We start from the raw sequence: 25,180 nt of genomic DNA, 5'->3' as shown, positions 1-25,180 counted from the left end.
TCCGGGAGCTCAGCTGGGCGCGTTCGCCAGATCCGCGTGGTGGATCTCGACGACGTTCGGGTGCGCACGCAGCCGGTAGCGCAGCGCGTTCTCGCCGTAGACGCCGTCGATGGGGTTCTCGCCCTCGCCCGAGACGCCTCGTGACTGCGCGCGCAACTCGTCGGGCAGGTCGATGACCGGCACCTGCGAGTTCAGCGCCGGATTGAAGAAGAACGGCACCGAGACGCGGTCGTCGGGCGCCTTCGGCGAGATCACGCGGTGCTTGGTGGCCTTGAGATAGCCGCCCGTGGCGTACTCGAGCATCTCGCCGATGTTGACGATGAATGCGTCATCGACCGGCGGTGCATCCACCCACTCGCCGCCGCGCTCGACCTGCAGGCCGCCCTTGCCCGGTTCCACCCAGAGCAGCGTGAGAACTCCGCCGTCCTTGTGGATGCCGACGCCCTGCTGGGGCTCGACGGCATCCGTTCCCGGGTAGCGCACGATCTTGAGCAGGCTCTCGGCCTCCTCGAACGCGGCGTCGAAGTGCGTGGGAGCAGCGCCGAGGGCCTCTGCCCAGCTGCTCAGCAGCTTCCGCGAGATGGCGGTGAGGTGCCGCTGCCAGCTCTCGGCGACCTCGCGCAGCTCCGGCTGCACCGCGGGCCACAGGTTCGGGCCGATCAGCCGGTTGTATGCGGGGCCGCCCTGCACGCTCTCGCGCTCCGGGCCGATGTCGATCTGCTCGCGCCAGTCGATCTTGCCCTGGGTGAGCTCGCCGCCGATGCGGGTGTACCCGCGGAACTGCGGGCTGTGCACGTTCTCGATGGCGAGCTTGTCGTCCTCAGGCAGGGCGAAGAAGTCGCGCGCAGCCCGCTGGAGCCGCCGGAACAGATCGTGCTCGATGCCCGTTCCGACGAGGTAGAAGAATCCGACGTCATGGGCGGCCACGGCGAGGTCTTCGCGGAAGCGGGCGGCGTCCTCGGGGCTCTTGTCCAGGTCGGACAGGTCGAGGATGGGGAGGTTCAGATCAGCCATGACCCGAGAGTAAGTCCGTTTTCTGCGAGGGCGGGCGAGTGTTACGGACATCGCGCGCAGGGTGCTAATGTCAGCTCGCTAAGGACTGCCGTCGGCATCCTCGTCGCCTATCTCCGCCGCCTCGGCCGTCGCGATGTGCTTCCGCGCATGTGGGCTGGCATCGGTCTCGAGCGACCTCATGAACGAGTACATCCGGCACATCGGCACCGGTATCTGGGCGATCCCGCCCGGTGCGGCACCGGGGTCCTACGTCGGATCGGGACTGTTCGCCTGACGCTTCGCGCCCTCCCGAGGACGCCGCGATCCGGTGGGGTCGTCGCGCCTCGACGTCTCGACGAGCTGCGTGTCCGAGAACAGCCACCGCGCCCGCGGTTCGATCAGCGGGCGGAACACCCACCGCACCGGCCTCGTGGCCAGCACCACGGCGATCGCCACCGAGAGCACGATGACGGCGGGCAGCCACAACCAGGTCGGCTCCGCGTTGCGCAGAATCCCCGTCTCGCGGAACGGGTAAAGCACGAACGAGTGCAGCAGGTAGACGTACATCGTGTACTGACCGAACTTCGTCCACCAGTGCTCGCCGCGGGGGATCAGGGCGAAGAAGGCGACGCTGAGGACGACGCCGAGCACGATCAGCAGGAGCCGGATGCCGCCGGACCACCACACATGCGCGCCGAGATCGGAGTACGAGTCGTTGTAGAAGAACCAGGTGTCGAGGTCGACGCTCTTCCACAGATCCACCCAGTTCCACGCGATGAACCCCTCGACGGCGAAGATCGCGAGGGCGACCGCGCGCACCCACCACGGGCGGAAGTCGATCAGTCGCAGCCGGTTCACGAGATCGTGCTCGCGCACCCACCAGCCGAGCACGAAGAACGGCAGGAATCCCAGGGTGCGCGACAGCGAGAACGTGCTGTCGACGTTGGGCAGGTAGCCTGCGCCGATCGAGATCAGCAGGCTCCACACGAGCGGCCAGCGCAGCAGGGCGAGGTAGGGGAGGACGAGCCGGAAGATCCCCAGCGCCAGGAGGAACCACAGGGTCCACGACGGCTGTGTGATGTTCGGGTTCGCCTGTCCCTCGACGAGCCACTTGGTGAGGGTCCAGAGCAGTTCGAAGATGACGTACGGTACGAGGATGTCGGTGATGACGCGCGACATCTGCTTCCTCGTGGGCGGGGCCGCCTTCGAGAAGTAGCCCGAGATGATCGCGAACGCCGGCATGTGGAACGCGTACACCGCGAGATACAGGGCCATCGCGATGCTGGAGTCGTACGTCAACCGCTGGATGGCATGACCGAGCACGACGAGGACGATGCATGCGTAGCGGGCGTTGTCCCAGAACGGCACGCGTCGCTTCGCGCGGGCGATGCCGCCGGTCGGAGGGGCACTCGGGGTCTGCGGGGTGCTGCTCACCCTTGAAGGCTACCGGCCGGGAATAAAGTTGGCGGGGTGGCGTTGCATCAGATACATTCAAATGAATAGATGCGGATGCCACAGCATCCGCCGCGAGACCGGAGCATCAGACCATGAGCGAGCAGACCGAGACCTCGGGCATCCAGTTCGGACTCTTCACCGTCAGTGACATCACGCAGAACCCCGTCACCGGTGAGACCCCGAGCGAGCGGCAGAAGATCAAGGACGCGATCCGGATCGCCACGCACGCGGAAGAAGTGGGCCTCGACGTCTTCGCGATCGGCGAGCACCACAACCCGCCGTTCTGGTCCTCGTCGCCGACCACGACCCTTGCCGCGATCGCGGCGCAGACCGAGCGGCTGATCCTCTCCACCTCCACCACGCTCATCACGACGAACGACCCGGTGAAGATCGCCGAGGACTTCGCGATGCTGCAGCACATCTCCGACGGCCGCACCGACCTCATGCTCGGCCGGGGCAACACCGGCCCGGTCTACCCGTGGTTCGGGCAGGACATCCGTCAAGGGCTGCCGCTGGCGATCGAGAACTATGCGCTCCTGCGCAAGCTCTGGGACGAGGACGTCGTCGACTGGGAGGGCAAGTTCCGCACCCCGCTGCAGGGCTTCACCTCGACGCCCCGGCCGCTCGACGGCGTGGCGCCGTTCGTGTGGCATGGCTCGATCCGCACGCCGGAGATCGCCGAGCAGGCCGCGTACTACGGCGACGGCTTCTTCGCGAACAACATCTTCTGGCCCAAGGAGCACTACCAGCGCCTCATCGAGCTGTACCGCCAGCGCTACGCGCACTACGGCCACGGCACCCCCGAGCAGGCGATCGTCGGCATCGGCGGACAGGTGTTCATGCGCGCGAACTCACAGGACGCGGTGAACGAGTTCCGCCCGTTCTTCGACAACGCACCCGTCTACGGTCACGGCCCCAGCATGGAGGACTTCACCGAGATGACGCCGCTCACCGTCGGCTCGCCGCAGCAGGTCATCGACCGCTACGCCGCGATGCGCGACACGTTCGGCGACTACCAGCGCCAGCTGTTCCTCATCGACCACGCCGGACTCCCGCTGAAGGTCGTGCTCGAGCAGCTCGACATCCTCGGCGGCGAGGTCGTGCCCGTGCTGCGCAAGGAGCTGGCGAAGAACCGCCCGGCCGCGGTGCCGGATGCGCCCACGCATGCGGCCCGCGTCAAGGCGGTCTACGGCGACGGACCGGCGCGCGAGGCCCGTCCCGGCGCCAACCGCGGCGACAACCTCACCGCAGGATCGCCCTACCAGGACATGCCGGCGCCCGCCGGTGCCGCGTTCGGACTCGGCCGGAAGGGGGCCTGAGCATGACCGAGCGTCGCATCGCCGTGATCTCGGGTGGGCTCTCGAACCCGTCCTCGACGCGGATGCTGGCCGACAAGCTGGCCGCCGAGACCGTGAAGCAGCTCGCCGAGCGCGACATCGAGGCGTCGGTCGACGTGATCGAGTTGCGCGACTTCGCGCACGACATCACGAACAACATGCTGACCGGATTCGCACCGGCGAACCTCGAGACGGCGATCAACACGGTGTACTCGGCCGATGCGCTGATCGCCGTGACCCCGATCTTCTCGACCAGCTACTCGGGGCTGTTCAAGTCGTTCATCGACGTCCTCGACCCCGACGCGCTCACCGGCAAGCCTGTGCTCATCGGCGCGAACGCGGGAACGGCCAGGCACTCGCTGGCGATCGACTACGCGATCCGTCCCCTGTTCGCCTACCTGCACGCCGAGGCCGTATCGACGGGTGTGTTCGCAGCATCCAGCGACTGGGGCGGCGGAGCCGATGAGGTTGCCCCGCTCGGCAAGCGCGTCGAGAAGGGCGCGCGCGAGCTCGCCGAGGCGATCGCCCGCAAGGATGCCGCGACAGCATCCGACCCGTTCGATCCGGCGAACTACCTCGGCGAGGGGCGCTCGTTCGGCCACCTGCTCGGAGGGCTCGCAGGGGAGTGAGGCCAGCATGAGGAAGGCGCCGACCCGGATCCGGGTCGGCGCCTTCTGGACGGTCAACCGCTCTTGCGTCGGAACTCGCGCCGCGTCTGCGGGGCGTTCACCGCATGGACGGCGGAGTCGCCGTCCATGTGCGACTCGCCGTCGCGGTGGTGAGCGTTCTTCTTCTCGAGCGCTTCCTTGAACTTGCGCTTCATGTCGTCCGAGGGGGACGCAGCGCCTTCTTCGGTGCTCATGCGGTCAGCCTAGTCGCGCCGCGCGGGGGATCGATAGCCCGCGCGCGCACGATCGCGGCGGCGGATCAACAGGTCGATCAGCGCTCCGATGACGATCGCCGTGACGACGGACACGAGGATCGCGACGATGGGGCCGCCGGGCAGGATCGCCGCGAAGAGGGCGCCGACGGCGGCTTGATAGGCGGCCCAGCCGGTCGCGGCGACCGCGACCAGGGCGGCGTAGCGGGGGAGAGGGACGCGCGTCGCTCCGGCGACGAGATTCACGGCGAGCCGGGCGAACGGGATGAACCGCGCGGTGAACAGCACGACAGCGGTTCCCGACTGCAGACGGCCATGCGCCCACGTGCGCGCCCTGACCACTCGTGCCGACCGTATCCACCGCCAGCGTTCGATGCCCGCCCAGCGACCGATGCTGTAGCAGAGCAGGTCGCCGCAGGCGGCGGCCGCGGCAGCCACGGCGATGACCGCCCACAGCGGCGGTGCGCCGGACGAGATCGACAGGGCGCCGAGGGCCGTCACCGCGATCTCGCCCGGGACGACGACGAAGAAGGCGTCGCCGAGCACGAGGAGCGCCATGGCGATCAGGGCCCACGGGCCGTGCACGGCATCCAGAACCACGTCGGTGATCACGTCTCGACGATGCGCGCCCGAGATGAACGGAAACCGAATCGGGGACAGCCGGTGAAGGAAAGTCGTGCAACCGGTGAACTCTCGGTTCCGGCGGCTGTCCCCACGCTGCCGTGCCGCACCGGCGGGGCATCCTGGCATCGTGAGAGTCGCGATCGTGACCGAATCCTTCCTGCCGCACATGAACGGGGTGACCGGGTCCGTGCTGCAGATCCTGCGGCACCTCGAGCGCACGGGGAATGCTGCCCACGTGATCGCACCGGATGCCGTCGGCATCCCCACGGACATGCACGGGGCCGCTGTCGAAACCGTGACGAGCATGGCGCTTCCCGGATACCGCAACGTCCGGGTGGGCGCTGCGACCGTTCACCGCGTGGCCGGGTCGCTTGCGCGGTTCCGTCCGGACGTCGTCCACCTCGCATCGCCGTTCGCGCTCGGATGGCGCGGCGTGCTGGCCGCGGGCCGCCTCGGCGTGCCCTCCGTCGCGGCCTATCAGACCGACGTGGCCGCCTATACCGAGCGCTACCGGGTCGCCGCGACGGCGAGCTTCGCGCAGAACCACATCATGCGCCTGCACCGGCGTGCGACGCTGACCCTCGCTCCCTCCTCCGAGTCGGAGCAGCAGCTCGTCGGACTCGGCGTCGACCGGATCCGCCGCTGGGGCCGCGGGGTCGACGCCGAGCGCTTCCATCCCGGCGCTCGGGACGAGAACTGGCAGCGCCCGGCGGGCGAGGTCGTCGTCGGGTACGTCGGGCGCCTGGCGGCCGAGAAGCAGGTCGAGGATCTGCGGGTGCTGCACGGCCTGCCCGGCGTCCGTCTCGTCATCGTCGGCGAGGGACCTGCCCGTTCGCGCCTCGAGACGCTCATGCCCGGGGCCGTGTTCCTCGGACATCTCGACGGCGACCGCCTCGCCACGGCCATGGCCTCCTTCGACGTGTTCGTCCACCCCGGCGAGAGCGAGACGTTCGGGCAGACCCTGCAGGAGGCGCACGCCAGCGGCGTGCCGATCGTCGCGACCGGTCGGGGCGGGCCGCTCGATCTCGTCCGCATGGGCATCGACGGCTGGCTGTACCGTCCCGGAGACCTCGACGATCTGCGGATGCGGGTCCTGGATCTCGCCGGCGATGCGCGCAAGCGCCGGGCCTTCGGCGTCGCCGGCCGTGCCGCCGTCGAGGGCCGCAGCTGGCAGGCCGTGTGCGATCAGCTGCTGGACCACTTCGACGAGGCGCGAGAGCTCCACGTCGTCGATCGTGCGCTGCGGGCGCCTCGCCCGCGACGTCCTGAGCCGGCCGGGGCTGCACGGAACGGCCGGTGGCAGCGCTACGTCGCCCTGGGCGACTCGCTCACGGAGGGTCTGTGCGACCCAGGCCCGGATGGCGCGCTGCGCGGCTGGGCGGACCGGCTCGCGCTGCTGCTGTCGGCCCGGGGCGGCATCCACTACGCGAATCTCGCCGTGCGCTCCCGGCGTGTGCGCGACGTCCGCGGCGAGCAGCTGACCAGGGCGCGCGAGCTGCGACCCGATCTCGTCTCGATCCTCATCGGCGCGAACGACCTCGTGAAGTCCCATGCCGATGTCCCTGCCCTTGCGGCCGAGGTCGAGGAGACGGTGCGGCAGCTTCGCGCCGACGGCGCCGATGTGCTGCTCGTCACGCCGTTCCTGCCGGGCCGGAGGGCCGCAGCGGTGTTCGCCTCCAGGTTCGCGGCGTTCGCCGCACGACTGGCCGGCATCGCCGAGCGCCACGGCGCCATCCTGCTCGACACCGACCTGCATCCGACTCTCGGCGCCCGCCCGAACTGGGGAGAGGACCTCGTCCACCTCGGCAGCAGGGGGCACCGTTTCCTCGCGTACGTCGCGGGCGACCTGCTCGGGGTGCCGCACGCCGAGACGCTCGGAGCGCTGGATCAGGTGCTGCACGACGCGGATGCCACGACCAGGGCCGCGTGGTGGCGCGAGCACGCCCTGCCCTGGGTGTGGCGGCGCATGCGGGGGCGGGTGGCCGGCGACGGGAGGGTCGCCAAGCACGACGACTACGTCTACATCGGCCGGTCGTCGAGCATGCGAGGCGCCGAAGTTCGGTGACGCCGGTTCATCCCCACCACAGGGACGGCGGGAAGACGATCAAGGCGAGGGCGACGATCGTCGCGACCGTGATGCCCAGTCCCCAGATCGCGATCGTGCGCGGCCGGCAGAGGGACACCGCGACGATGCCGAGCACGAGCGACGCCGCGGCGATGATCGCGACGACGCCGAGCCCGAGGGCGGCGACACCCAGCGCGGCGGCTCCCGGCGTTGCGGCGGAGACAGCGACACCGATCACGGCGGCGAGCAGCGTGGCGACGCCGGTGACGAGCGACGCGGTGCCGAGCCTGCGGTATCGGGACGGTGCGGGCGACGGAGCGGTGAGTGCGGTCATGATTGAAGATACTGCGCGGAGCGGTCGCCGTGCTGTCGGCCATTCGGAGGACACGCGCCCGCATCGCGCCGTGCGTCCGCTGACAGGCGCAGCGGGCGCTGGTACGCTGATACGGAGTGGAATCGGCGAGAAGCTGGTCCCCTGTGGTGGGTTCCTCGGCACATGCCGGGTGGTCTTCTACTGGTGGCCAGCGCAGGCGAGATTCGCGGGAGTGCCCGCGCGCCCGAACTCTGAGGCTCCGCTCCGCGATGAATGAGCTCGCCCGTCACACGGACGGACGAGTCTAAACAAAGAAGGAGAGACCTCTTGGAAGGTCCTGAAATCACTGCCGCCGAGGCCGTTCTCGACAACGGCCGCTTCGGCACCCGCACCGTCCGCTTCGAAACCGGTCGCCTCGCTCAGCAGGCACAGGGTTCGGTTGCGGCTTACCTCGACGGAGAGACGATGATCCTCTCCGCGACCAGCGCCGGCAAGCACCCGCGCGAGGGCTTCGACTTCTTCCCGCTGACCGTCGACGTCGAAGAGCGTTCGTACGCAGCGGGCAAGATTCCCGGTTCGTTCTTCCGTCGCGAGGGCCGTCCCTCGACCGAGGCGATCCTCGTCTGCCGCCTGATCGACCGTCCGCTGCGCCCGTCGTTCGTCGACGGACTGCGCAACGAGGTTCAGATCGTCATCACGGTCCTCTCGATCGCTCCGGGCGAGTACTACGACGCTCTGGCGATCAACGCGGCATCCGCGTCGACCCAGATCTCGGGTCTGCCCTTCTCCGGTCCGATCGCCGGTGTCCGTCTCGCGCTCATCCCCGGCCACGGCGAGAACGCCGACCAGTGGGTCGCGTTCCCGAACCAGGCTCAGGTCGAGGAGGCCGTCTTCGACCTCATGGTCGCCGGCCGCGTGGTCAAGAAGGCCGACGGCTCCGAAGACGTCGCGATCATGATGGTCGAGGCCGAGGCCACCGAGAACAGCTGGAACCTCATCAAGGGCGGCGCCGTCAAGCCGAACGAGGACATCGTCGCCGGTGGTCTCGAGGCCGCAAAGCCGTTCCTGAAGCAGCTCGTCGAGGCGCAGGCCGAGATGGCTTCGCACTCCGCCAAGGAGCCGGGCGTCTACCCGGTCTTCCCGGCGTACGAGCAGGCGACCTACGACTTCATCGCCGCGTCCGCGACCGCGGACCTCGAGAAGGTCTACCAGATCGCCGACAAGATCGAGCGCCAGAAAGCCGATGACGAGGTCAAGGACCGCGTCAAGGCCGAGGTCGCCGCGGCCATCGAGGCAGGCACCCTGCCCGCGTCCGCCGCAGGCGAGGTCTCCGGCGCGTACAAGTCGGTCACCAAGGGCATCGTCCGCGGACGCATCCTCTCCGAGGGCGTGCGCATGGACGGCCGCGGCCTCGCCGACATCCGCCCGCTCGACGCCGAGGTGCAGGTCATCCCGCGCGTGCACGGTTCGGCGATCTTCCAGCGCGGCGAAACCCAGATCATGGGCGTCACCACGCTGAACATGCTCAAGATGGAGCAGCAGATCGACTCGCTCTCTCCCACGACGAGCAAGCGCTACATGCACCACTACAACTTCCCGCCCTACTCGACCGGTGAGACCGGCCGAGTCGGGTCGCCGAAGCGTCGCGAGATCGGGCACGGCTTCCTCGCCGAGCGCGCACTCGTGCCGGTGCTGCCCAGCCGCGAGGAGTTCCCGTACGCGATCCGTCAGGTGTCCGAGGCCCTCGGCTCCAACGGCTCGACGTCGATGGGTTCGGTCTGCGCATCGACCCTGTCACTGCTGAACGCCGGTGTGCCGCTGCGTGCGGCCGTGGCCGGCATCGCGATGGGCCTCGTCTCCGACGAGGTCGACGGCGAGACCCGCTACGCGGCCCTCACCGACATCCTCGGCGCCGAGGACGCCCTCGGCGACATGGACTTCAAGGTCGCGGGCACCAGTGAGTTCATCACGGCGATCCAGCTCGACACGAAGCTCGACGGCATCCCGTCCGACGTCCTCGCGGGCGCTCTGACGCAGGCCAAGGACGCGCGTCTGACGATCCTGAACGTCCTCAACGCCGCGATCGACGCTCCTGACGAGATGGCGCCGACCGCGCCGCGCGTCATCAGCGTGCAGATCCCGGTCGACAAGATCGGCGAGCTGATCGGCCCGAAGGGCAAGACGATCAACGCGATCCAGGACGAGACCGGCGCGCAGATCTCCATCGAGGAGGACGGCACCGTCTACATCGGCGCCGTCGACGGTCCGTCGGCCGAGGCCGCTCGTGCCCAGGTCAACGCGATCGCCAACCCGACCAACCCCGAGGTAGGCGAGCAGTTCCTCGGCACCGTCGTGAAGATCGCCTCGTTCGGCGCCTTCATCTCGCTGCTGCCCGGCAAGGACGGCCTGCTGCACGTCACCGAGGTGCGCAAGCTCGCCGGTGGCAAGCGCGTGGAGAACGTCGACGACGTCCTCTCGGTCGGCCAGAAGCTGCTCGTGAAGATCACCAAGATCGACGACCGCGGCAAGCTGTCGCTCGAGCCCGTGCTCGACGACGCTCCGGCCGAGGCCGCTGAGGCGGAGACCACCGAGGCGTAACACCTCCACACGACGGCCCGGGTTCGGCACTTCATGTGCGGAATCCGGGCCGTCGCGGCGTTGTGCGTGATCGAACCGTTATCGGAAGTTCCGCTCTCGTTACCGTCAATGGACGGCGATGTCGCCGTTCTCGCTTACCCTGTGAGTACGCACTCGGGGAGTGCGCACCCCGGGGGTGGTGAGAATGCGATTGTTCGGCACGGGGACTGCTGAGGAGCAGCCCGAGCGCGCCGAGCAGAACGCCGAGCATCCGTCGGCGCCGATCCCCGTCGTCGGTCCCGGTGTCGGAGAGGGCATCCGGGTCGCGCTCGGCGACAGCGGCATCCAGACCTTCCCGCTCATGCTCGGTGCAGCCGAGTTCGGCTGGAACGTCGACCTCGAGACGAGTCATGCGATCCTCGATCGCTATGTCGAGTTCGGCGGCAACGCGGTCCACACGGCCGACGGATTCTCCGGCGGTCGCAGTGAGCACATCATCGGGCAGTGGCTGCGTTCCCGCGGACTGCGCGATCGGACCGTGCTCAGCGTCCGCGTCGGCTCGCACGCCGACAATCCGGGTCTGGGTTCGACGAACCTCGTCCGCGCCGTGGAGGGCTCGCTCACCCGGCTGGGCGTCGAACGCATCGACGTGATCTACCTGGATGCCACACTCGATCGCACGGCCTCCGTGGAGGATGCCCTCGCCACGGTGGAATGGCTGCGCGACGCCGGCAAGGTCGGCACGATCGGCGCGTTCGGGCTCTCACCCGAGCAGCTCGTCGAGGCGCGCATCCTCGCCTCGGCCGGATACCCGCGCATCGAGGTCGTCGATGAGCCGTACAACCTCATCCGCCGCGAGGCCTTCGAAGGAGATCTGCGCCTCGTCGCCGGGGCGCAGGGGCTGGCCGTGACACCGTCCCATGCGCTCGAGCACGGGTTCCTCTCCGGCAGGCACCGCAGCAAAGCCCACGTCTCACGCGGTGTGCGCGGCGAGCAGCTGCGCGGGCATCTCAACCGCCGGGGCACGCGCATCCTCCGTGCCCTCGACCAGGTCGCAGCCGACGTGGGAGCACCCGTGGCGGCGGTGTCGATCGCCTGGCTGCTCGCACGGAGCAGCATCGTCGCGCCGATCGTCAACACGTTCGCCACCGAGCACGTCGACGAGCTGATGCAGGGCGCAGGGATCACCCTGACCCGCGCCCAGGTCGCCGAACTGACCCGCGTCGGCAACTGACCGATGCGCGCGTGGCCCGGCGCTCGAGTCCGGGTTAGGCTGGGAACGCCCCTGTGAAGGCTGGCGACGAAGCGAGCGGGTTGTGACGCACTACATATATCTGGTCAGACATGGTGAACATCAGGATGCCGAGCACGGCGTCGACGACGGACCCCTCTCGCCCCGGGGGCAGCGCCAGGCCGAGTTGATCGCGGACCGGCTCTCCGGTCTCCCTCTGGACGCCGTGTGGCACTCGCCGCTGCTGCGGGCGACCGAGACGGCCCGCGCGATCGCCGAGCGGCTGCCGTCGGTCACCCCGCAACCGTCCGCGCTGCTGTTCGACTGCGTTCCGACCGGCATGAACGAGGACACCCCCGCGGTGTACGAGTCGTTCTTCGGGTCGGTGACCGACGCCGAGATCGAGGCAGGGGGAGCGCAGATGGCGGATGCTGTGAACGAGTTCCTCGTCCGCAAGCAGGGCGACGTGCACGAGGTCCTCATCACGCACAACTTCGTCATCGCGTGGTTCGTGCGCGAGGTGCTCGGCGCGCCCGACTGGCGCTGGATGACGCTGAACCAGGCGCACTGCGGTCTCACGGTCATCGGGCAGAAGCAGGGGCGCCCGTGGACGCTGATCAACCACAACGAGCTGAGCCACCTGCCGATGGAGCTGCGTACCGGCCTGCCGGACGCGATGCCGGTGTGAGCGCAAATAGACTGGGTGCATGACGCTTCAGGTGGCACTCGTCGGCGGCTCGGGCAAGCTCGGCACGATCATCGCGCAGGTGATCGACGAGCTCGACGGCTTCGAGGTGTCGCGCAAGCTCACCTCCGCCAGCGGCCTGGACGAGCTCGACGGCGCGGACCTCGTGGTCGACGCGTCGACCCCGCAGGTCAGCGTCGACGTCGTCCGGGCGGCGGTCGAGCGCGGGATCAACGTGCTCGTCGGCACCTCCGGGTGGTCGGCGGAGCGCATCGCCCTTGTGCGTCCGCTGGTCGAAGAGGCGGGCACCGGTGCGGTGTTCATCCCCAACTTCTCGCTCGGCTCGGTCATCGGGTCGTCGCTGGCCGCTGCGGCCGCGCCGTTGTTCGCATCGGCCGAGATCGTCGAGGCCCACCGCGACACCAAGATCGATTCGCCCAGCGGCACGGCTGTGCGCACTGCGGAGCTCATCGCCGCCGCCAGGGCGGAGCAGGGGCCGGTGAGCGCCCCGCACGCCGATCAGCGCGCGAGAGGGCAGCAGGTCGCGAGCGTCCCCGTGCACTCGCTGCGCCGTCCCGGCGTCGTCGCCCGTCAGGACGTCATCCTCTCGGGCCCTGGCGAATCGCTCACGATCACGCATGACACCGTGGATCCCGCGCAGGCCTATGCCCCCGGCATCCGCCTCGCGGTGCCGTATGCGGCCACCGCGCGCGGGGTCGTCATCGGGCTGGAGAACATGATCGACATCGGCATCCGGCCGCGCGCATGATGGCCAGAGCCGGCGTCATCGTCATCGGACTGTGCCTGGTCCTGTACTTCGTGCTCACGGGGCAGTGGGCCTTCCTGTATCTGACCAGCGGCGACCCCGTGGGGATCGCCATGGGGGCCGCGCTGATCGTCCTTCCGCTGATCGGCGCCTGGGCGCTGGTGCGCGAGGTGCAGTTCGGCGTGCAGGCGGAGCGCCTCGGTTCGAAGCTGGATGCCGAGGGCGGGATGCCCGCGGCCGAGACCGAGCTGAGCCCGAACGGACGCATCGCGAGGGCGGATGCGGAGCCGCTCGTGCAGCGCTACGCGGCTGAAGCAGAGGCGGCATCCGACGACTGGCGCGCCCGGTACCGCCTGGGGGTGGTTCAGGATGCGGCGGGACGTCGCAAGGACGCCCGCGCCAGCATCCGCGAGGCGATCAGGCTCGCGAAGCTCACGAGCTGACGTTCTCCCAGACTTGCGGTTCGCTGGGCCTCAGGCGAGGGTCGCCTCGAGGGTGATGTCGATGCCGGCGAGCGCCTGAGAGACCGGGCATCCCGTCTTCGCTCCCTCGGCGATCTCCTGGAACTGCTCCGCGGTGAGTCCCGGCACCTTCGCGTTGACGTTGAGGTGGCTGCCGGTGATGCCCGTGCCGGGCTTGAAGGTGACCGAGGCGCTGGTGTCGACGCGCTCCGGCGGCGTGCCGTTCTCCGACAGCGCGTGCGCGAGCGCCATGCTGAAGCAGGACGCGTGCGCTGCGGCGATGAGCTCCTCGGGCGTCGTCGTCGTGTCTGACCCCTCGCTGCGCGCCTTCCAGTCGATGGGGAACGTGCCGAGGTTCGACGATGAGAACCGGACGGTGCCCGACCCCTCGGCGAGAGAACCGGTCCAGGTCGTTGCTGCTTCGCTGGTGACGGGCATGATTCCTCCAGGGATCGTGACAGGTGTTCCGTCAGCCTATCGAGCAGGGACGATCCGGGGAACCGGGGGGATCAGGCCGCGGCCGACCGCCTGACGAGACCGGCGCGCTGCAGCAGCAGATACAACTGGCAGCCGAGGCAGAATCCGAAGACCGCGTTGAGGAAGGCTGCGATGAATGCGGCCGCAGCCGCGATCGGCAGCGCCCACGGCACACCGAGCAGATGCAGGAGCAGACCGATCGAGACGACGACCAGACCGACGCCCTGGGCGAAGCGCGGGGGTCGCGGGTCCTCGAGCTCGGTCGTCGGCGCCAGTCGTGGTCGGATGACCCGGCGGAACAGCACCGCCCAGGGAGCGCTGCGTGGAAAGGCGGCGCCCCACAGGAACAGGAGTGCGATGACCGCGAGGAGGACGAATCCGGGGTCGAGTGCGCGCTGAGCGAGCGGGAGCGCGGGCAGGAGCCACGTCCCGGCGATGAAGGCGAAGTCGTCGCCGGAGAGCGGCTGATACGCGAACCAGCCGAACGCGGCGTCGAGCCGCCTCGCCGTGGATGCGCCGGCGAGACCGAGCACGACGGCGACGAGAAGCAGCGCGGTGGTGATGGCGGCGGTGAAGCGAGGGCCGCGAGGATCGATTCCGGCAGGCGTGCTCATGGGTGCTCCTGAAGGGTGGTCACGGTGCAGTCTTGGTCACGGCGCGCAGCGCCGAGACGACGGCGGTGCGCTCGGGCACGCCGCTCCAGCGGGACACGACGGCGCCGGTGCGGTCGACGAGGAAGATGGTGGGGGTCTGGAGCACGTGATAGCGCGCGGCCAGGTCGTTGCGGTGGGTGAGGTCGATGTCGAGGTGCGTCACGGCGGGGTCGGCTTCCGCGATCCCGGTGAGCATCCGGCGCACCTGCGGGCACCGGGCGCACAGCGCGGTGCTGAACTGCACGAGTGTCGCGCCGGTCGCGAGGGGAGCGGGGAGATCCTCCGCACGCACCGCGAGCCCGCGTCCTGCGCGCCGCCGTCCGTCTCCGGTGCGCAGCACGAGCCCGAGCACGGTGGCCACGACGAGCAGGGCGGCGGCGACGGCTATCGCGGTGGACACGGGCATGTTCCGAGCGTACGTCCGGTCTCGGCCGCGCAGGACGGATGTGACGGTGCGTGACGGGCCCGGTCGTCGGAGCGTCGCGGTAGTCTGGCTGGCATGAGCGATGCCGTTCCCACGCCGTACGAAGACCTGCTCCGCGACGTGCTGGATCATGGCACGCACAAGGACGACCGGACCGGGACGGGGACGACCAGCGTGTTCGGCCGGCAGATCCGGTTCGACCTCTCGCAGGGCTTCCCGCTGATCACGACCAAGCGCGTCCACTTCAAGTCGATCGCCTACGAGCTGCTCTGGTTCCTGCGCGGTGACTCGAACGTGGCCTGGCTGCAGGAGAACGGCGTCACCATCTGGGACGAGTGGGCGGATGCCGACGGCGATCTCGGCCCCGTGTACGGCGTGCAGTGGCGGTCGTGGCCGACGCCCGACGGCGGCACGGTCGACCAGCTCGCCCAGGTGATCGAGCAGATCAGGGCGACGCCGGACTCCCGTCGCATCATCGTCTCAGCCTGGAACCCGGCCGACATCCCCGACATGGCGCTGGCCCCGTGCCACGCACTGTTCCAGTTCTACGTCGCCGACGGACGGCTCTCCTGCCAGCTCTACCAGCGCAGCGCCGACATGTTCCTCGGCGTCCCGTTCAACATCGCCAGCTACGCACTGCTGACGATGATGATCGCGCAGCAGACCGGCCTCGAGCCCGGCGACTTCGTCTGGACGGGCGGCGACTGCCACGTGTACGACAACCACGTCGAGCAGGTGCGCGAACAGCTGAGCCGCGATGCGTACCCCTACCCGACGCTGCGCTTCGCCAGGAAGCCGGAGTCCATCTTCGACTACGCGTACGACGACTTCGTCGTCGAGGACTATCAGCACCACCCGGCGATCCGTGCGGCGGTGGCGGTGTGAGTGACTCCGTCTCCGCTGGTCCCATGGTCGGCCTGATCTGGGCCGAGGCGCGCGGCGGCGTGATCGGCGCGGAGGGCGGCATGCCCTGGCACGTGCCCGAAGACCTGGCGCACTTCAAGGAGATCACCTTGACCGCACCCGTCGTGATGGGGCGCAAGACCTGGGATTCGCTGCCCGAGCGCTTCCGGCCTCTGCCGGGGCGGGAGAACATCGTCATCACGCGTCAGCAGGACTGGAGCGCCGACGGCGCACGCCGCGCGGCGGATCTGCCCAGCGCCGTGCGGGGTCTGGAACGCGTGTGGATCATCGGCGGCGCCGAGATCTTCGCGCAGGTGATCGGCGACGCCGACCGTCTCGAGGTGACCGAGCTCGACCTCGAGGTCGCCGGTGACGCCTACGCCCCTTCCAAGCAGGGCTGGCGCCTCGTCGACGAGGGGGAGTGGCAGACGTCCCGCACCGGCATCCGCTACCGCTTCCTCGGATACGAGCGCTGATGCCCACCGCTGTCATCACCGGCGCGAGCGCCGGGCTCGGCGAGGAGTTCGCCCGCCAGCTCGCCGGTCGCGGCGCCGACCTGGTCCTCGTCGCGCGCTCAGCAGCGCCGCTCGAGCGCCTGGCGGCAGAGCTGCGCGACGAGCACGGCGTGGCGGTCGACGTGATCACCGCCGACCTGGTCGTCGCAGACGATCTGCAGCGGATCGTCGACAGAATCGCCGACCCGGAGCATCCGATCGACCTGCTCGTCAACAATGCGGGCTTCGGCTTGCCCCTGCACTTCGCCGACAACGACATCGACGACGAGGTGAGGCACCTGCGCATCCACGTCGAGGCGCCCATGCGGCTCATGCACGCGGCACTGCGCAGCATGCGCGGTCGGGGCGGGCGGATCATCAACGTCGCATCCGTCGCCGGATTCATCTCGCGTTCGACGTACTCGGCGTGCAAGCAGTGGCTGATCAGCTTCAGCCGGTGGGCGAACGCCGAGTACGCCGCCGACGGCGTGACCGTCACCGCCCTCTGCCCCGGATTCACGCACACGACCTTCCACGAGCGGATGGGCCTCGCCCCCGGGCACGAGGGGATCCCCGCGATCGGCTGGCTGAACGCGCCGGACGTCGTTCGCGAAGGCCTGCGGGATGCCGCACGCGGCAAGGCCGTGTCGGTCCCGTCGCTGCGCTACAAGGTCGTCGTCGCACTCACGAAGGTGCTCCCGGCACCCCTGACGGCACGCGCCGCCCGTCGCGGCCGCGTCTGAGGGCGAGCGCTCAGCGGAACCGTGCGAGGTGGATGCCCGCATAGGCGAGTGCGGCCACCGTCTCGCCGTCCGAGATGCGTCCGTCGGCGACCATCTCGAGCACCTCGGGGAACGGCACCCACGCGAGGTCGACGATGCCCTCCTCCTCCTGCGCCGACCCGGATGCCGCGGAGCTCAGGCCGCGGGCGAGGAAGACGTGCTCCGGGGCGACCGTGACGCCGTTCAGGGCGTTCATCGAACCGATCGGCGTCCACTGATCGGCCTGCAGACCGGTCTCCTCGAGAAGTTCGCGTCGGGCGGCGGTCAGCGGTTCCTCGCCGTCGGTTCCGCCCGCCGGCACCTCGATCGATCGCCCCACGGTGTACCGGTCGACGGTGACCAGGCACACGCGGTCCTCGTCATCCACGGCGACGACGAACACCGCGGCGTTGCGCAGCGTGACGACGCCGTAGATGCCCTCGCCGGACGGGCCGTCGACGACGTCCTCGCGGACCGAGATCCACGGGTTCTCGTACACGACGCGGGATGCGCGGGTCTGCCAGGTCATGCCGCTGAGCCTATCCGGCGCGGTCACGACAGGCCGAAACCGATACGCTGGGATCATGACGCACTCGGGCAACCCCTTCGGACAGGTTCTCGTCGCGCTCGTCACTCCGATGACGGCCGACGGCGAAGTCGACTGGGACGCCACTGAGAAGCACATGGACGACGTCATCGCGGGCGGTGCCGACGGCATCGTCGTGACCGGGACCACGGGTGAGACGTCGACCCTCACCGACGCCGAGAAGCTCAAGCTGGTCGAGGTCGGGCGGTCGGTCTCGGCCGGTCGCGCGAAGATCATCACCGGCGGCGGTTCGAACGAGACCGCGCACGCGATCGAGCTCTACAAGGCCAGTGAGAAGGCCGGAGCAGACGGCATCATGATCGTCACGCCCTACTACAACAAGCCGACCCAGGCCGGCATCCTGACGCACTTCCGCCTGGTCGCCGATGCGACCGATCTGCCGGTGATCCTGTACGACATCCCCGGCCGCACCGGCGTCCCGATCAAGTATGAGACGATCCTGCGTCTGGCCAAGCACCCGAACATCCTCGCGGTGAAGGACGCCAAGGGCGATTTCAGCGAGGTCAGCCGCGTGCTGAACCAGACCGACCTGATGTACTTCTCCGGCGACGACGCCAATGTGCTCCCGCACCTCTCGATCGGTGCATCCGGTCTGATCGGTGTGACGGCGAACATCACCTCGGCGCCGTACCGGACGATCGTCGACGCCGTGAACCGCGGCGACTTGGCCACGGCGACGGCCGAGCACAAGCGCCTCGAGCCGCTCGTGCGCGCCACGATGACGCACGTGCCGGGCACGGTGTCGGCGAAGTACATCCTGCACGGCCTCGGCCGCATCTCCAGCCCCCGCGTCCGCCTGCCCCTGGTCGGGCCGGAGGAGTGGGAGGCCGCACTCATCGAGGACGAGCTCGACCTGGTGAAGGACGTGCCCGGAGCCGATTTCTCGAACTTCCGCCCTGACCGCAATGCGGCCGCCGGCGGAGCACTGCCGAAGGTGCACGGCACAACCCGCTGACACCATGCGCACAAACGACGGGCGCAGAGCGCGCCCACAGCAATACGGGCACGAATCGTGACCGACTGAGGAGACATCAATGTCCATTCCCATCGCCGCCCCGGAACAGCTCGCGGAGGGAACACTCCGCATCATCCCGCTCGGCGGCCTCGGCGAGGTCGGCCGGAACATGACCACCTTCGAGTTCGACGGCAAGATCCTCATCGTCGACTGCGGCGTGCTCTTCCCCGAGGACCACCAGCCGGGCGTCGACCTGATCCTGCCCGACTTCGAGCCGATCAAGGACCGTCTCGACGACATCGTCGGCGTCGTGCTCACGCACGGCCACGAGGACCACATCGGCGCCGTGCCGTACCTGCTGCGGCTCAAGGGCGACATTCCCCTGATCGGATCCGGGCTCACCCTCGCGCTCGTCGAGGCGAAGCTCAAGGAGCACCGCATCAAGCCCTTCACCCTCACGGTGAAGGAGGGGCAGCAGGAGAAGGTCGGGCCGTTCGACCTCGAATTCGTCGCCGTGAACCACTCGATCCCCGATGCCCTGGCGGTCGCGATCCGCACGCCCGCGGGTCTCGTCCTGGCCACGGGCGACTTCAAGATGGACCAGCTGCCGCTGGACGGCCGCATCACCGACCTCCGGGCGTTCTCGCGTCTCGGCGAGGAAGGCGTCGACCTGTTCCTCGTCGACTCCACGAACGCCGACGTCCCCGGTTTCACGCCCACCGAGCGCTCAATCGGACCCGTGCTCGATCAGGTGATCGCGAAGGCGCAGCGCCGCGTGATCGTCGCGAGCTTCTCGAGCCATGTGCACCGTGTTCAGCAGGTGCTGGACGCGGCGCACGCGAACGGCCGCCGGGTCGCGCTGCTCGGACGCAGCATGGTCCGCAACATGGGCATCGCCGCAGACCTCGGCTACCTCAAGGTGCCCGAGAACGTGCTCATCGACTACAAGAAGGCCAAGGACCTCCCCGACGACCGGATCGTCTACATGTCGACCGGATCGCAGGGCGAGCCGATGGCGGTGCTCAGCCGCATGGCGAACCTCGACCACGCCATCGAGCCGGGTGAGGGCGACACCGTCATCCTCGCCTCGAGCCTCATCCCGGGCAACGAGAACGCCGTCTACCGCGTGATCGACGGCCTGACCAAGCTCGGCGCGAACGTCGTGCACAAGGCGAACGCTCGCGTGCACGTCTCCGGACACGCGGCTGCCGGTGAGCTGCTGTACTGCTACAACATCCTCAAGCCCAAGAACGTGCTCCCGGTGCACGGCGAGTACCGTCACCTCATGGCGAACGCCAAGCTCGCGCAGAAGACCGGCGTCCCGGTCGAGAACACGTTCCTGGCCTCCAACGGAACGATCATCGACCTCAAGGACGGTGAGGCGCGCGTCGCCGGCCAGCACGACATCGGTTTCGTCTACGTGGACGGCTCGACGGTGGGCGAGATCACGGATGCCGATCTCAAGGACCGCCGCATCCTCGGCGAGGAGGGGTTCGTGTCGATCATCGTCGTCGTGGACGCGACCACCGGCCGCATCATCTCCGGCCCCGAGATCCACGCCCGCGGCATCGCCGAGGACGACGCGGTCTTCGAGGACGTCGTCCCGAAGATCGTCGCGGCGCTCAAGGAGGCCGCGGGCAACGGCGTGCGCGACACGCACGCGCTGTCGCAGGTCGTGCGCCGAACGATCGGGCGCTGGGTGAACCAGAAGCTGCGTCGCCGGCCCATGATCGTGCCGCTGGTCATCGAAGCCTGAATCGGCGGAAAGCCGCGTCATTACGCGGCGTCGTCGGTGGCTGAACGTAGTCTGTGACCATGGCCAGGAGCACCACGAAGACCTCGCGCGCGTCTGAGAAGACGACCTCGCGCGCCAAGGCGCAGACGGCCCCGACGAAGAAGATCCCCGCGGCACCGAAGAAGTACATCGACGAGGACGACAAGCCCTCGGTCCTCGTCCGCGCGTGGGTCGGGCTCGCCCACGGCGTCGGCGGGCTGTTCCGCGCGTTCGGCCCCGAGGTCCTCGAGAAGGATCAGCGACGCGACGGATTCCCGTTCCTCCTCGTGATCCTCGCGTGCCTCGGCGCCGTCGACGAGTGGTTCTTCATCGGCAACGAGGTCGCGCAGAACATCAGCGCCTACACGGTCGGCGGGCTGATCGGGCGCACGGCGTTCCTCATGCCCGTCATGCTGCTGATCCTCGCCGGCTGGCTGTTCCGGCATCCGTCATCGGTGCACGACAACGGCCGCATCGGCATCGGATTCGGTCTGTTCGTGATCTCGATCGCCGGCATCTGCCACGTCGCGGGCGGCCAGCCCGAGCCGCGGCAGGGCATGCCCGCCCTGAGCGCAGCCGGCGGTCTGTTCGGATGGATGCTGGGCGAGCCGCTGTCATACCTGACGGACATCGTCGCCTACATCGTGCTGAGCCTGCTCGCTCTGCTGAGCATCCTCATCATCACCAAGACGCCGCCGAACAAGATCGGGCAGCGTCTCGGAGACCTGTACGCCTGGATGTTCGGGGCGGAGCGCCCGGAGCGGGTCGAGAAGGATTCGGACGGGTCATCCGGCGACCTCGTCGAGATCGCCGAAGAGGACTCGCTGCCGTGGTGGCGCCGCAACAAGAGCGGCCGAGAAGAGGACCCGGACGAGGGGATCGGCTCGCAGGATCTCACCGAACTGCTCTCGGGCGCAGACGATGCCCACGCGAACACGGCATACGACCAGGCCGTCATCCTCGACGACCCGTCGGATGCCGCCACCGAGGTGCTCAGCGACGTCGCCGGCGTCATGCAGGGGCTCCCGGGGCAGAGCGGCACGGCTCTGCTCGACGACTCGGGCGACACCGGTGAGCAGCCCGAGCTGCCCGGACTCTCCGGGTTCGGCACCGACGGGCCGGGGGAGCGGGGCCTGCAGGCGCCGAGCGCGCCCTATGTGCTGCCCTCGCCCGGCGTGCTCCGTGAGGGCCCGCCGCCGGTGGTGCGCTCGGACGCCACAGACAAGGTGATCCAGCAGCTCACCAGCGTGCTGGAGCAGTTCAAGGTCGACGCCAAGGTGACCGGTTTCTCCCGCGGACCGACGGTGACGCAGTACGAGGTCGAGGTCGGGCACGGCGTCAAGGTCGAGAAGATCACGCAGCTGTCGAACAACTTCGCCTACGCCGTGGCATCCAACGACGTCCGCATCCTCTCGCCGATCCCTGGCAAGAGCGCGATCGGCATCGAGATCCCGAACGCCGACAAGGAGATGGTCGCCCTCGGCGACGTGCTGCGCTCGCCCGCCGCGCAGAAGAGCACGCACCCGATGACGATCGGCGTCGGCAAGGACGTCGGCGGCAACATCGTCGTCGCGAACCTCGCCAAGATGCCCCACCTGCTCGTGGCCGGATCCACCGGATCCGGTAAGTCGAGCTTCGTGAACTCGATGATCACGAGCCTGTTGATGCGGGCACGGCCGGCCGATGTGCGCATGGTGCTCATCGACCCCAAGCGCGTGGAGCTCACCAGCTACGCAGGCGTCCCGCATCTGATCACGCCCATCATCACCAACCCGAAGAAGGCCGCTGAGGCGCTTCAGTGGGTGGTGAAGGAGATGGACATGCGGTACGACGACCTCGCGTCGTTCGGCTTCCGCCACATCGACGACTTCAACAAGGCCGTCCGCGCCGGCGAGGTCGAGGTGCCGGCCGGCAGCGAGCGGGTGCTCAAGCCGTACCCGTACCTGCTCGTCGTCGTCGACGAGCTCGCCGACCTCATGATGGTCGCCCCGCGCGACGTCGAGGACTCGATCGTCCGCATCACCCAGCTCGCCCGTGCCTCCGGCATCCACCTCGTGCTGGCGACGCAGCGCCCGAGCGTGGATGTCGTGACCGGTCTCATCAAGGCGAATGTTCCGTCCCGGCTCGCGTTCGCGGTGACGAGCGTCACCGATAGCCGCGTGATCCTGGATGCTCCCGGTGCCGACAAGCTCATCGGTCAGGGTGATGCTCTGTTCTCGCCCATGGGGTCGTCGAAGCCGTTCCGTCTGCAGGGCGCGTGGGTCGAGGAGACCGAGATCGATGCCGTCGTCAAGCACGTCACCGCACAGGCTCGGCCGGAGTACCGCGCCGATGTGCAGGAGGCCATGGACCCGGCCAAGAAGAAGGAGGTCGACGAAGACATCGGCGACGACCTCGAGGTGCTTCTCGCCGCGGCCGAGCTCGTGGTGTCGTCGCAGTTCGGATCGACCTCCATGCTGCAGCGCAAGCTGCGGGTGGGCTTCGCGAAGGCGGGTCGCCTCATGGATCTGCTCGAGTCGCGAGAGATCGTCGGTCCCTCCGAGGGCTCGAAGGCCCGCGACGTGCTCGTCACCGCCGAACAGCTGCCCGCCGTGATGGCCAAGCTGCGCGGCGAGGATGCACCGCCCGCGCCCACGGCTCCCGCCGCCGAGTCCGTCGACTACGGCCGCGACCCGATCGAATCGCAGTTCGAGGGGCTCCCGGTCGTCGACGAGGATCAGGGCGACGAAGACGCCTGGGGCCTGACGGGCCGCGACTGATGACGATTCCCCGGCAGCTGCCGAACGCGATCACGGTCGCCCGTATCCCGCTGGCCGTCGTCTTCTTCGTGCTGCTGCTGCTCGGCGGCATGTACGGTCACGGTGACATGGTGATGCGCTGGGTCGCCGGCGGACTCTTCGTGCTCGCGATCTCCACGGACTGGGTCGACGGGTATCTGGCCCGCAAGTACGACATCGTCAGCGACTTCGGCAAGCTCTGGGACCCGATCGCCGACAAGCTGCTCACCGGCGCCGGTTTCGTCGGGCTCGCCATCCTCGGCGAATGGCCCTGGTGGGTCGTCGTCGTCATCCTGATCCGCGAGTGGGGCATCACGATCCACCGCTTCCTGGTCGCGAACGATCACATCGTCGCGGCCGCCTGGATGGGTAAGCTCAAGACGGCGTTCCAGGGCGTGGCGCTGAGCTGGTGGCTGCTTCCGCTCCACCAGTGGATCGGCCTGGACTGGTGGACCGGCGTCGGCATGGTCCTCATGTACGCGACGCTCGTGCTGACCGTAGCCAGCGGTATCGACTACGTCGTCTCGCAGGTTCGCGGCTCACGCGCCGACCGGACATGAGCGACACGGCACGGCTCGTCGCCGCCCTCACGGCCCGCGGCTGGACCATCGGCGTCGCCGAATCGCTGACCGGGGGAGCGCTCAGCGCCGAGATCGTCTCGGTCCCCGGTGCGTCGGCGACGCTTCTCGGGGGAGTGGTGGCCTACGCGACGCCCGTCAAGGCTTCACTGCTCGGGGTGGATGCCGCACTGCTCGCAGAACACGGAGCGGTGCATCCCGAGGTCGCGATCCAGATGGCGAGAGGTGTCCGTGAGGCGGTGCAGGTCGACGGCCGCGGCGCCGACGTCGGCGTCTCCACGACCGGGATCGCAGGGCCCGACTCGCCGGACGGCCAGCCGGTCGGCACGGTGCACATCGGCGTCGCGACACCGGACGGTGCGCATGCGTACGGCTTCCGATTCGACGGAGGCCGCGCCGCCGTGCGCGCCGCGTCCGTGCAGGCGGCGGTCGCCGCGGTGCTGACAGCACTCGGGGAATAGCACCCGCGGGGCCCGCGTTGTGGAAGATGTGTCGTTCTCAACGAAACCACAGCGTGAAACGGTAGCGTTTTCAGCAGAAAGTCGGGTTAGACTGGCGATCCGTTCGGAGGCGACTCCGATCCGGGGAATGGAGAGGAGGTTCCGATGATTCTTGTCCGACAGGAGATCGGCGATGTGCTGAGGGACTTCCGCCTGCAGAAGGGGCGCACGCTCCGGCAGGTCGCGAGCAAGGCGTCGGTGGCGCTCGGATACCTGAGTGAGGTCGAACGCGGCCAGAAGGAGGCGTCCAGCGAGATCCTCGCATCGGTCGCCGAGGCGCTCGACGTTCCCATCTCGCGGATCATGCGCGAGGTCGGAGACCGGATCTCCGTGCTCGAGGGCATCCAGGTGTTCCCCGATGTGGTTCCCGACGACCTGGTGGCGTCGGTCGAGCCCGAGCTGTCCCTGCACTGACCCCGAGGCGAATCAGGACGACGGATGCGACGCAGCGAGTTCCACCGCGCGGTCGAAGATGAGTTCGGTGGACGCTCCGTCGCGCTCATGAGGGATCTCGTGCTCGGAGCGGTCGGAAACCGCACGGCCGCAGAGGCATTGGAGAGCGGCGTGCCTCCGCGGGAGATCTGGGCCGCGCTGTGCGCCGAGATGGATGTTCCGCCTGAGCGCCGCTACGGTGTCGGCCGACTGGAACCGCGCCGGCACTGAGTCTCCGCGTCGACGGTTCACTCCGACGAGCCCGGCGTGTCGTCGAAGATGTGTTCGAAGCGCGCGTATCGTTCTGCACAAGTGGTTACGAAGCACTGTCGTCCACCGTTCGTGGCGAATCCGACGCAATGTCGGATGCCCCTCCTACGGTGATCACAGGCCCAGGAGCCATACGCCTTGTCGGAGAGTCCACCCCAGCCGGGGTGGCCGCGACAGCCTACAGGCGG

General features: G+C 68.8%; 27 protein-coding genes. 18 read left to right on the top strand and 9 right to left on the bottom strand.

Annotated features, from left to right (window positions below; genetic code table 11):
- Nucleotides 1-9: 9 nt before the first annotated feature.
- Nucleotides 10-1,014 (bottom strand): isopenicillin N synthase family dioxygenase, encoded by a 1,005-nt coding sequence (locus tag KEC56_RS06605; protein ID WP_227530311.1) that lies wholly within the window; start codon nt 1,012-1,014, stop codon nt 10-12.
- Between the two features lie 246 nt (nt 1,015-1,260).
- Nucleotides 1,261-2,427: an acyltransferase family protein gene (locus tag KEC56_RS06600; protein ID WP_227530310.1), complete on the bottom strand. Its 1,167-nt coding sequence runs from the start codon at nt 2,425-2,427 to the stop codon at nt 1,261-1,263.
- A gap of 113 nt (nt 2,428-2,540) precedes the next feature.
- On the opposite strand from KEC56_RS06600, the gene KEC56_RS06595 reads away from it, so the two are divergent.
- Together KEC56_RS06595 and KEC56_RS06590 are read left to right on the top strand one after the other, a co-directional pair.
- Nucleotides 2,541-3,767 (top strand): LLM class flavin-dependent oxidoreductase, encoded by a 1,227-nt coding sequence (locus KEC56_RS06595; protein WP_227530309.1) that lies wholly within the window; start codon nt 2,541-2,543, stop codon nt 3,765-3,767.
- A 2-nt stretch (nt 3,768-3,769) separates the two neighbouring features.
- A complete protein-coding gene (locus KEC56_RS06590) occupies nt 3,770-4,414 on the top strand; it encodes an FMN reductase (protein ID WP_227530308.1) in 645 nt (214 codons plus the stop codon).
- 53 nt (nt 4,415-4,467) lie between these two features.
- On the opposite strand, the gene KEC56_RS06585 is transcribed toward KEC56_RS06590, so the two are convergent.
- Nucleotides 4,468-4,647, bottom strand: a complete 180-nt coding sequence (locus tag KEC56_RS06585) for a DUF5302 domain-containing protein (protein WP_147037786.1) — start codon at nt 4,645-4,647, stop codon at nt 4,468-4,470.
- A gap of 9 nt (nt 4,648-4,656) precedes the next feature.
- Complete coding sequence (locus tag KEC56_RS06580; RefSeq protein ID WP_227530307.1) at nt 4,657-5,277, bottom strand: DedA family protein; 621 nt, start codon at nt 5,275-5,277, stop codon at nt 4,657-4,659.
- Between the two features lie 154 nt (nt 5,278-5,431).
- On the opposite strand from KEC56_RS06580, the gene KEC56_RS06575 reads away from it, so the two are divergent.
- Complete coding sequence (locus KEC56_RS06575; RefSeq protein WP_227530306.1) at nt 5,432-7,354, top strand: GDSL-type esterase/lipase family protein; 1,923 nt, start codon at nt 5,432-5,434, stop codon at nt 7,352-7,354.
- A gap of 7 nt (nt 7,355-7,361) precedes the next feature.
- Here the strand turns inward: KEC56_RS06575 and KEC56_RS06570 are convergent, their stop codons facing one another.
- Complete coding sequence (locus KEC56_RS06570) at nt 7,362-7,688, bottom strand: hypothetical protein (protein ID WP_227530305.1); 327 nt, start codon at nt 7,686-7,688, stop codon at nt 7,362-7,364.
- 306 nt (nt 7,689-7,994) lie between these two features.
- Here KEC56_RS06570 and KEC56_RS06565 point away from each other — a divergent pair, with 306 nt between their 5' ends.
- From KEC56_RS06565 to KEC56_RS06545, 5 genes are all read left to right on the top strand, one after another.
- Nucleotides 7,995-10,265, top strand: coding sequence for a polyribonucleotide nucleotidyltransferase (locus tag KEC56_RS06565; protein WP_175986072.1), 2,271 nt, complete (start codon nt 7,995-7,997; stop codon nt 10,263-10,265).
- A gap of 184 nt (nt 10,266-10,449) precedes the next feature.
- On the top strand, nt 10,450-11,478 hold the full coding sequence (locus KEC56_RS06560) for an aldo/keto reductase (RefSeq protein WP_227530304.1): 1,029 nt from the start codon (nt 10,450-10,452) through the stop codon (nt 11,476-11,478).
- An 82-nt stretch (nt 11,479-11,560) separates the two neighbouring features.
- On the top strand, nt 11,561-12,163 hold the full coding sequence (locus KEC56_RS06555) for a histidine phosphatase family protein (protein ID WP_175986074.1): 603 nt from the start codon (nt 11,561-11,563) through the stop codon (nt 12,161-12,163).
- Between the two features lie 19 nt (nt 12,164-12,182).
- Nucleotides 12,183-12,929 (top strand): 4-hydroxy-tetrahydrodipicolinate reductase, encoded by a 747-nt coding sequence (gene dapB / locus KEC56_RS06550; RefSeq protein WP_175986075.1) that lies wholly within the window; start codon nt 12,183-12,185, stop codon nt 12,927-12,929.
- Nucleotides 12,926-13,369, top strand: a complete 444-nt coding sequence (locus tag KEC56_RS06545) for a hypothetical protein (protein ID WP_175986076.1) — start codon at nt 12,926-12,928, stop codon at nt 13,367-13,369. The genes dapB and KEC56_RS06545 overlap by 4 nt, the downstream gene beginning before the upstream one ends.
- Nucleotides 13,370-13,399: 30 nt before the next feature.
- Here KEC56_RS06545 and KEC56_RS06540 read toward each other — a convergent pair whose 3' ends face one another.
- From KEC56_RS06540 to KEC56_RS06530, 3 genes are all read right to left on the bottom strand, one after another.
- The gene (locus KEC56_RS06540) at nt 13,400-13,825 is read right to left on the bottom strand and encodes an OsmC family peroxiredoxin (RefSeq protein ID WP_175986077.1); all 426 of its coding nucleotides are present in this window, start codon (nt 13,823-13,825) and stop codon (nt 13,400-13,402) included.
- 71 nt (nt 13,826-13,896) lie between these two features.
- Complete coding sequence (locus tag KEC56_RS06535) at nt 13,897-14,478, bottom strand: DUF4395 domain-containing protein (protein WP_227530303.1); 582 nt, start codon at nt 14,476-14,478, stop codon at nt 13,897-13,899.
- 19 nt (nt 14,479-14,497) lie between these two features.
- Complete coding sequence (locus KEC56_RS06530) at nt 14,498-14,923, bottom strand: thioredoxin family protein (protein WP_175986079.1); 426 nt, start codon at nt 14,921-14,923, stop codon at nt 14,498-14,500.
- Nucleotides 14,924-15,016: 93 nt separating this feature from the next.
- On the opposite strand from KEC56_RS06530, the gene KEC56_RS06525 reads away from it, so the two are divergent.
- From KEC56_RS06525 to KEC56_RS06515, 3 genes are read left to right on the top strand one after another with little or no spacing between them, the layout of a single operon-like run.
- Nucleotides 15,017-15,826: a thymidylate synthase gene (locus tag KEC56_RS06525; protein ID WP_175986080.1), complete on the top strand. Its 810-nt coding sequence runs from the start codon at nt 15,017-15,019 to the stop codon at nt 15,824-15,826.
- Between the two features lie 23 nt (nt 15,827-15,849).
- Nucleotides 15,850-16,320: a dihydrofolate reductase gene (locus KEC56_RS06520; RefSeq protein ID WP_175986081.1), complete on the top strand. Its 471-nt coding sequence runs from the start codon at nt 15,850-15,852 to the stop codon at nt 16,318-16,320.
- Nucleotides 16,320-17,081 carry an SDR family NAD(P)-dependent oxidoreductase gene (locus KEC56_RS06515; RefSeq protein WP_175986082.1) on the top strand — a complete coding sequence of 254 codons (762 nt, stop codon included), beginning with the start codon at nt 16,320-16,322 and terminating at the stop codon, nt 17,079-17,081. Before KEC56_RS06520 ends, KEC56_RS06515 begins: the two co-directional genes overlap by 1 nt.
- A gap of 10 nt (nt 17,082-17,091) precedes the next feature.
- On the opposite strand, the gene KEC56_RS06510 is transcribed toward KEC56_RS06515, so the two are convergent.
- Nucleotides 17,092-17,628, bottom strand: coding sequence for an NUDIX domain-containing protein (locus KEC56_RS06510; protein ID WP_227530302.1), 537 nt, complete (start codon nt 17,626-17,628; stop codon nt 17,092-17,094).
- Between the two features lie 55 nt (nt 17,629-17,683).
- Here KEC56_RS06510 and dapA point away from each other — a divergent pair, with 55 nt between their 5' ends.
- The 7 genes from dapA (at nt 17,684) to KEC56_RS06475 (ending at nt 24,953) form a co-directional block, all read left to right on the top strand.
- A complete protein-coding gene (dapA, locus tag KEC56_RS06505) occupies nt 17,684-18,661 on the top strand; it encodes a 4-hydroxy-tetrahydrodipicolinate synthase (RefSeq protein ID WP_175986084.1) in 978 nt (325 codons plus the stop codon).
- Between the two features lie 79 nt (nt 18,662-18,740).
- A complete protein-coding gene (locus KEC56_RS06500; protein ID WP_175986085.1) occupies nt 18,741-20,417 on the top strand; it encodes a ribonuclease J in 1,677 nt (558 codons plus the stop codon).
- A 59-nt stretch (nt 20,418-20,476) separates the two neighbouring features.
- A complete protein-coding gene (locus KEC56_RS06495) occupies nt 20,477-23,194 on the top strand; it encodes an FtsK/SpoIIIE family DNA translocase (protein ID WP_227530301.1) in 2,718 nt (905 codons plus the stop codon).
- Nucleotides 23,194-23,772 carry a CDP-diacylglycerol--glycerol-3-phosphate 3-phosphatidyltransferase gene (pgsA, locus tag KEC56_RS06490; RefSeq protein WP_227530300.1) on the top strand — a complete coding sequence of 193 codons (579 nt, stop codon included), beginning with the start codon at nt 23,194-23,196 and terminating at the stop codon, nt 23,770-23,772. The genes KEC56_RS06495 and pgsA overlap by 1 nt, the downstream gene beginning before the upstream one ends.
- Nucleotides 23,769-24,251 carry a CinA family protein gene (locus KEC56_RS06485; RefSeq protein WP_227530299.1) on the top strand — a complete coding sequence of 161 codons (483 nt, stop codon included), beginning with the start codon at nt 23,769-23,771 and terminating at the stop codon, nt 24,249-24,251. The genes pgsA and KEC56_RS06485 overlap by 4 nt, the downstream gene beginning before the upstream one ends.
- Nucleotides 24,252-24,395: 144 nt before the next feature.
- On the top strand, nt 24,396-24,704 hold the full coding sequence (locus KEC56_RS06480; RefSeq protein WP_175986089.1) for a helix-turn-helix domain-containing protein: 309 nt from the start codon (nt 24,396-24,398) through the stop codon (nt 24,702-24,704).
- 24 nt (nt 24,705-24,728) lie between these two features.
- A complete protein-coding gene (locus KEC56_RS06475; protein WP_227530298.1) occupies nt 24,729-24,953 on the top strand; it encodes a DUF3046 domain-containing protein in 225 nt (74 codons plus the stop codon).
- The last annotated feature ends 227 nt before the right edge of the window (nt 24,954-25,180 follow it).

It is taken from the genome of Microbacterium tenebrionis (assembly GCF_020682665.1).
In the GTDB taxonomy this organism is placed as follows: domain Bacteria; phylum Actinomycetota; class Actinomycetes; order Actinomycetales; family Microbacteriaceae; genus Microbacterium; species Microbacterium tenebrionis.
The sequence above is the reverse complement of the archived record's forward strand: the minus strand, read 5'-3'. Positions and strand labels throughout refer to the sequence as shown.

Excerpts from the sequence above, each read along its gene's own strand:
- KEC56_RS06525 (WP_175986080.1), top strand. The coding sequence starts at position 15,017 with ATGAGCGATGCCGTTCCCACGCCGTACGAAGACCTGCTCCGCGACGTG.
- KEC56_RS06530 (WP_175986079.1), bottom strand. The coding sequence starts at position 14,923 with ATGCCCGTGTCCACCGCGATAGCCGTCGCCGCCGCCCTGCTCGTCGTG.
- dapA (WP_175986084.1), top strand. The coding sequence starts at position 17,684 with ATGACGCACTCGGGCAACCCCTTCGGACAGGTTCTCGTCGCGCTCGTC.
- dapB (WP_175986075.1), top strand. The coding sequence starts at position 12,183 with ATGACGCTTCAGGTGGCACTCGTCGGCGGCTCGGGCAAGCTCGGCACG.
- KEC56_RS06545 (WP_175986076.1), top strand. The coding sequence starts at position 12,926 with ATGATGGCCAGAGCCGGCGTCATCGTCATCGGACTGTGCCTGGTCCTG.
- KEC56_RS06605 (WP_227530311.1), bottom strand. The coding sequence starts at position 1,014 with ATGGCTGATCTGAACCTCCCCATCCTCGACCTGTCCGACCTGGACAAG.
- pgsA (WP_227530300.1), top strand. The coding sequence starts at position 23,194 with ATGACGATTCCCCGGCAGCTGCCGAACGCGATCACGGTCGCCCGTATC.
- KEC56_RS06485 (WP_227530299.1), top strand. The coding sequence starts at position 23,769 with ATGAGCGACACGGCACGGCTCGTCGCCGCCCTCACGGCCCGCGGCTGG.
- KEC56_RS06515 (WP_175986082.1), top strand. The coding sequence starts at position 16,320 with ATGCCCACCGCTGTCATCACCGGCGCGAGCGCCGGGCTCGGCGAGGAG.
- KEC56_RS06480 (WP_175986089.1), top strand. The coding sequence starts at position 24,396 with ATGATTCTTGTCCGACAGGAGATCGGCGATGTGCTGAGGGACTTCCGC.
- KEC56_RS06475 (WP_227530298.1), top strand. The coding sequence starts at position 24,729 with ATGCGACGCAGCGAGTTCCACCGCGCGGTCGAAGATGAGTTCGGTGGA.
- KEC56_RS06500 (WP_175986085.1), top strand. The coding sequence starts at position 18,741 with ATGTCCATTCCCATCGCCGCCCCGGAACAGCTCGCGGAGGGAACACTC.
- KEC56_RS06520 (WP_175986081.1), top strand. The coding sequence starts at position 15,850 with ATGGTCGGCCTGATCTGGGCCGAGGCGCGCGGCGGCGTGATCGGCGCG.
- KEC56_RS06495 (WP_227530301.1), top strand. The coding sequence starts at position 20,477 with ATGGCCAGGAGCACCACGAAGACCTCGCGCGCGTCTGAGAAGACGACC.
- KEC56_RS06570 (WP_227530305.1), bottom strand. The coding sequence starts at position 7,688 with ATGACCGCACTCACCGCTCCGTCGCCCGCACCGTCCCGATACCGCAGG.
- KEC56_RS06510 (WP_227530302.1), bottom strand. The coding sequence starts at position 17,628 with ATGACCTGGCAGACCCGCGCATCCCGCGTCGTGTACGAGAACCCGTGG.
- KEC56_RS06560 (WP_227530304.1), top strand. The coding sequence starts at position 10,450 with ATGCGATTGTTCGGCACGGGGACTGCTGAGGAGCAGCCCGAGCGCGCC.
- KEC56_RS06535 (WP_227530303.1), bottom strand. The coding sequence starts at position 14,478 with ATGAGCACGCCTGCCGGAATCGATCCTCGCGGCCCTCGCTTCACCGCC.
- KEC56_RS06590 (WP_227530308.1), top strand. The coding sequence starts at position 3,770 with ATGACCGAGCGTCGCATCGCCGTGATCTCGGGTGGGCTCTCGAACCCG.
- KEC56_RS06595 (WP_227530309.1), top strand. The coding sequence starts at position 2,541 with ATGAGCGAGCAGACCGAGACCTCGGGCATCCAGTTCGGACTCTTCACC.
- KEC56_RS06540 (WP_175986077.1), bottom strand. The coding sequence starts at position 13,825 with ATGCCCGTCACCAGCGAAGCAGCAACGACCTGGACCGGTTCTCTCGCC.
- KEC56_RS06585 (WP_147037786.1), bottom strand. The coding sequence starts at position 4,647 with ATGAGCACCGAAGAAGGCGCTGCGTCCCCCTCGGACGACATGAAGCGC.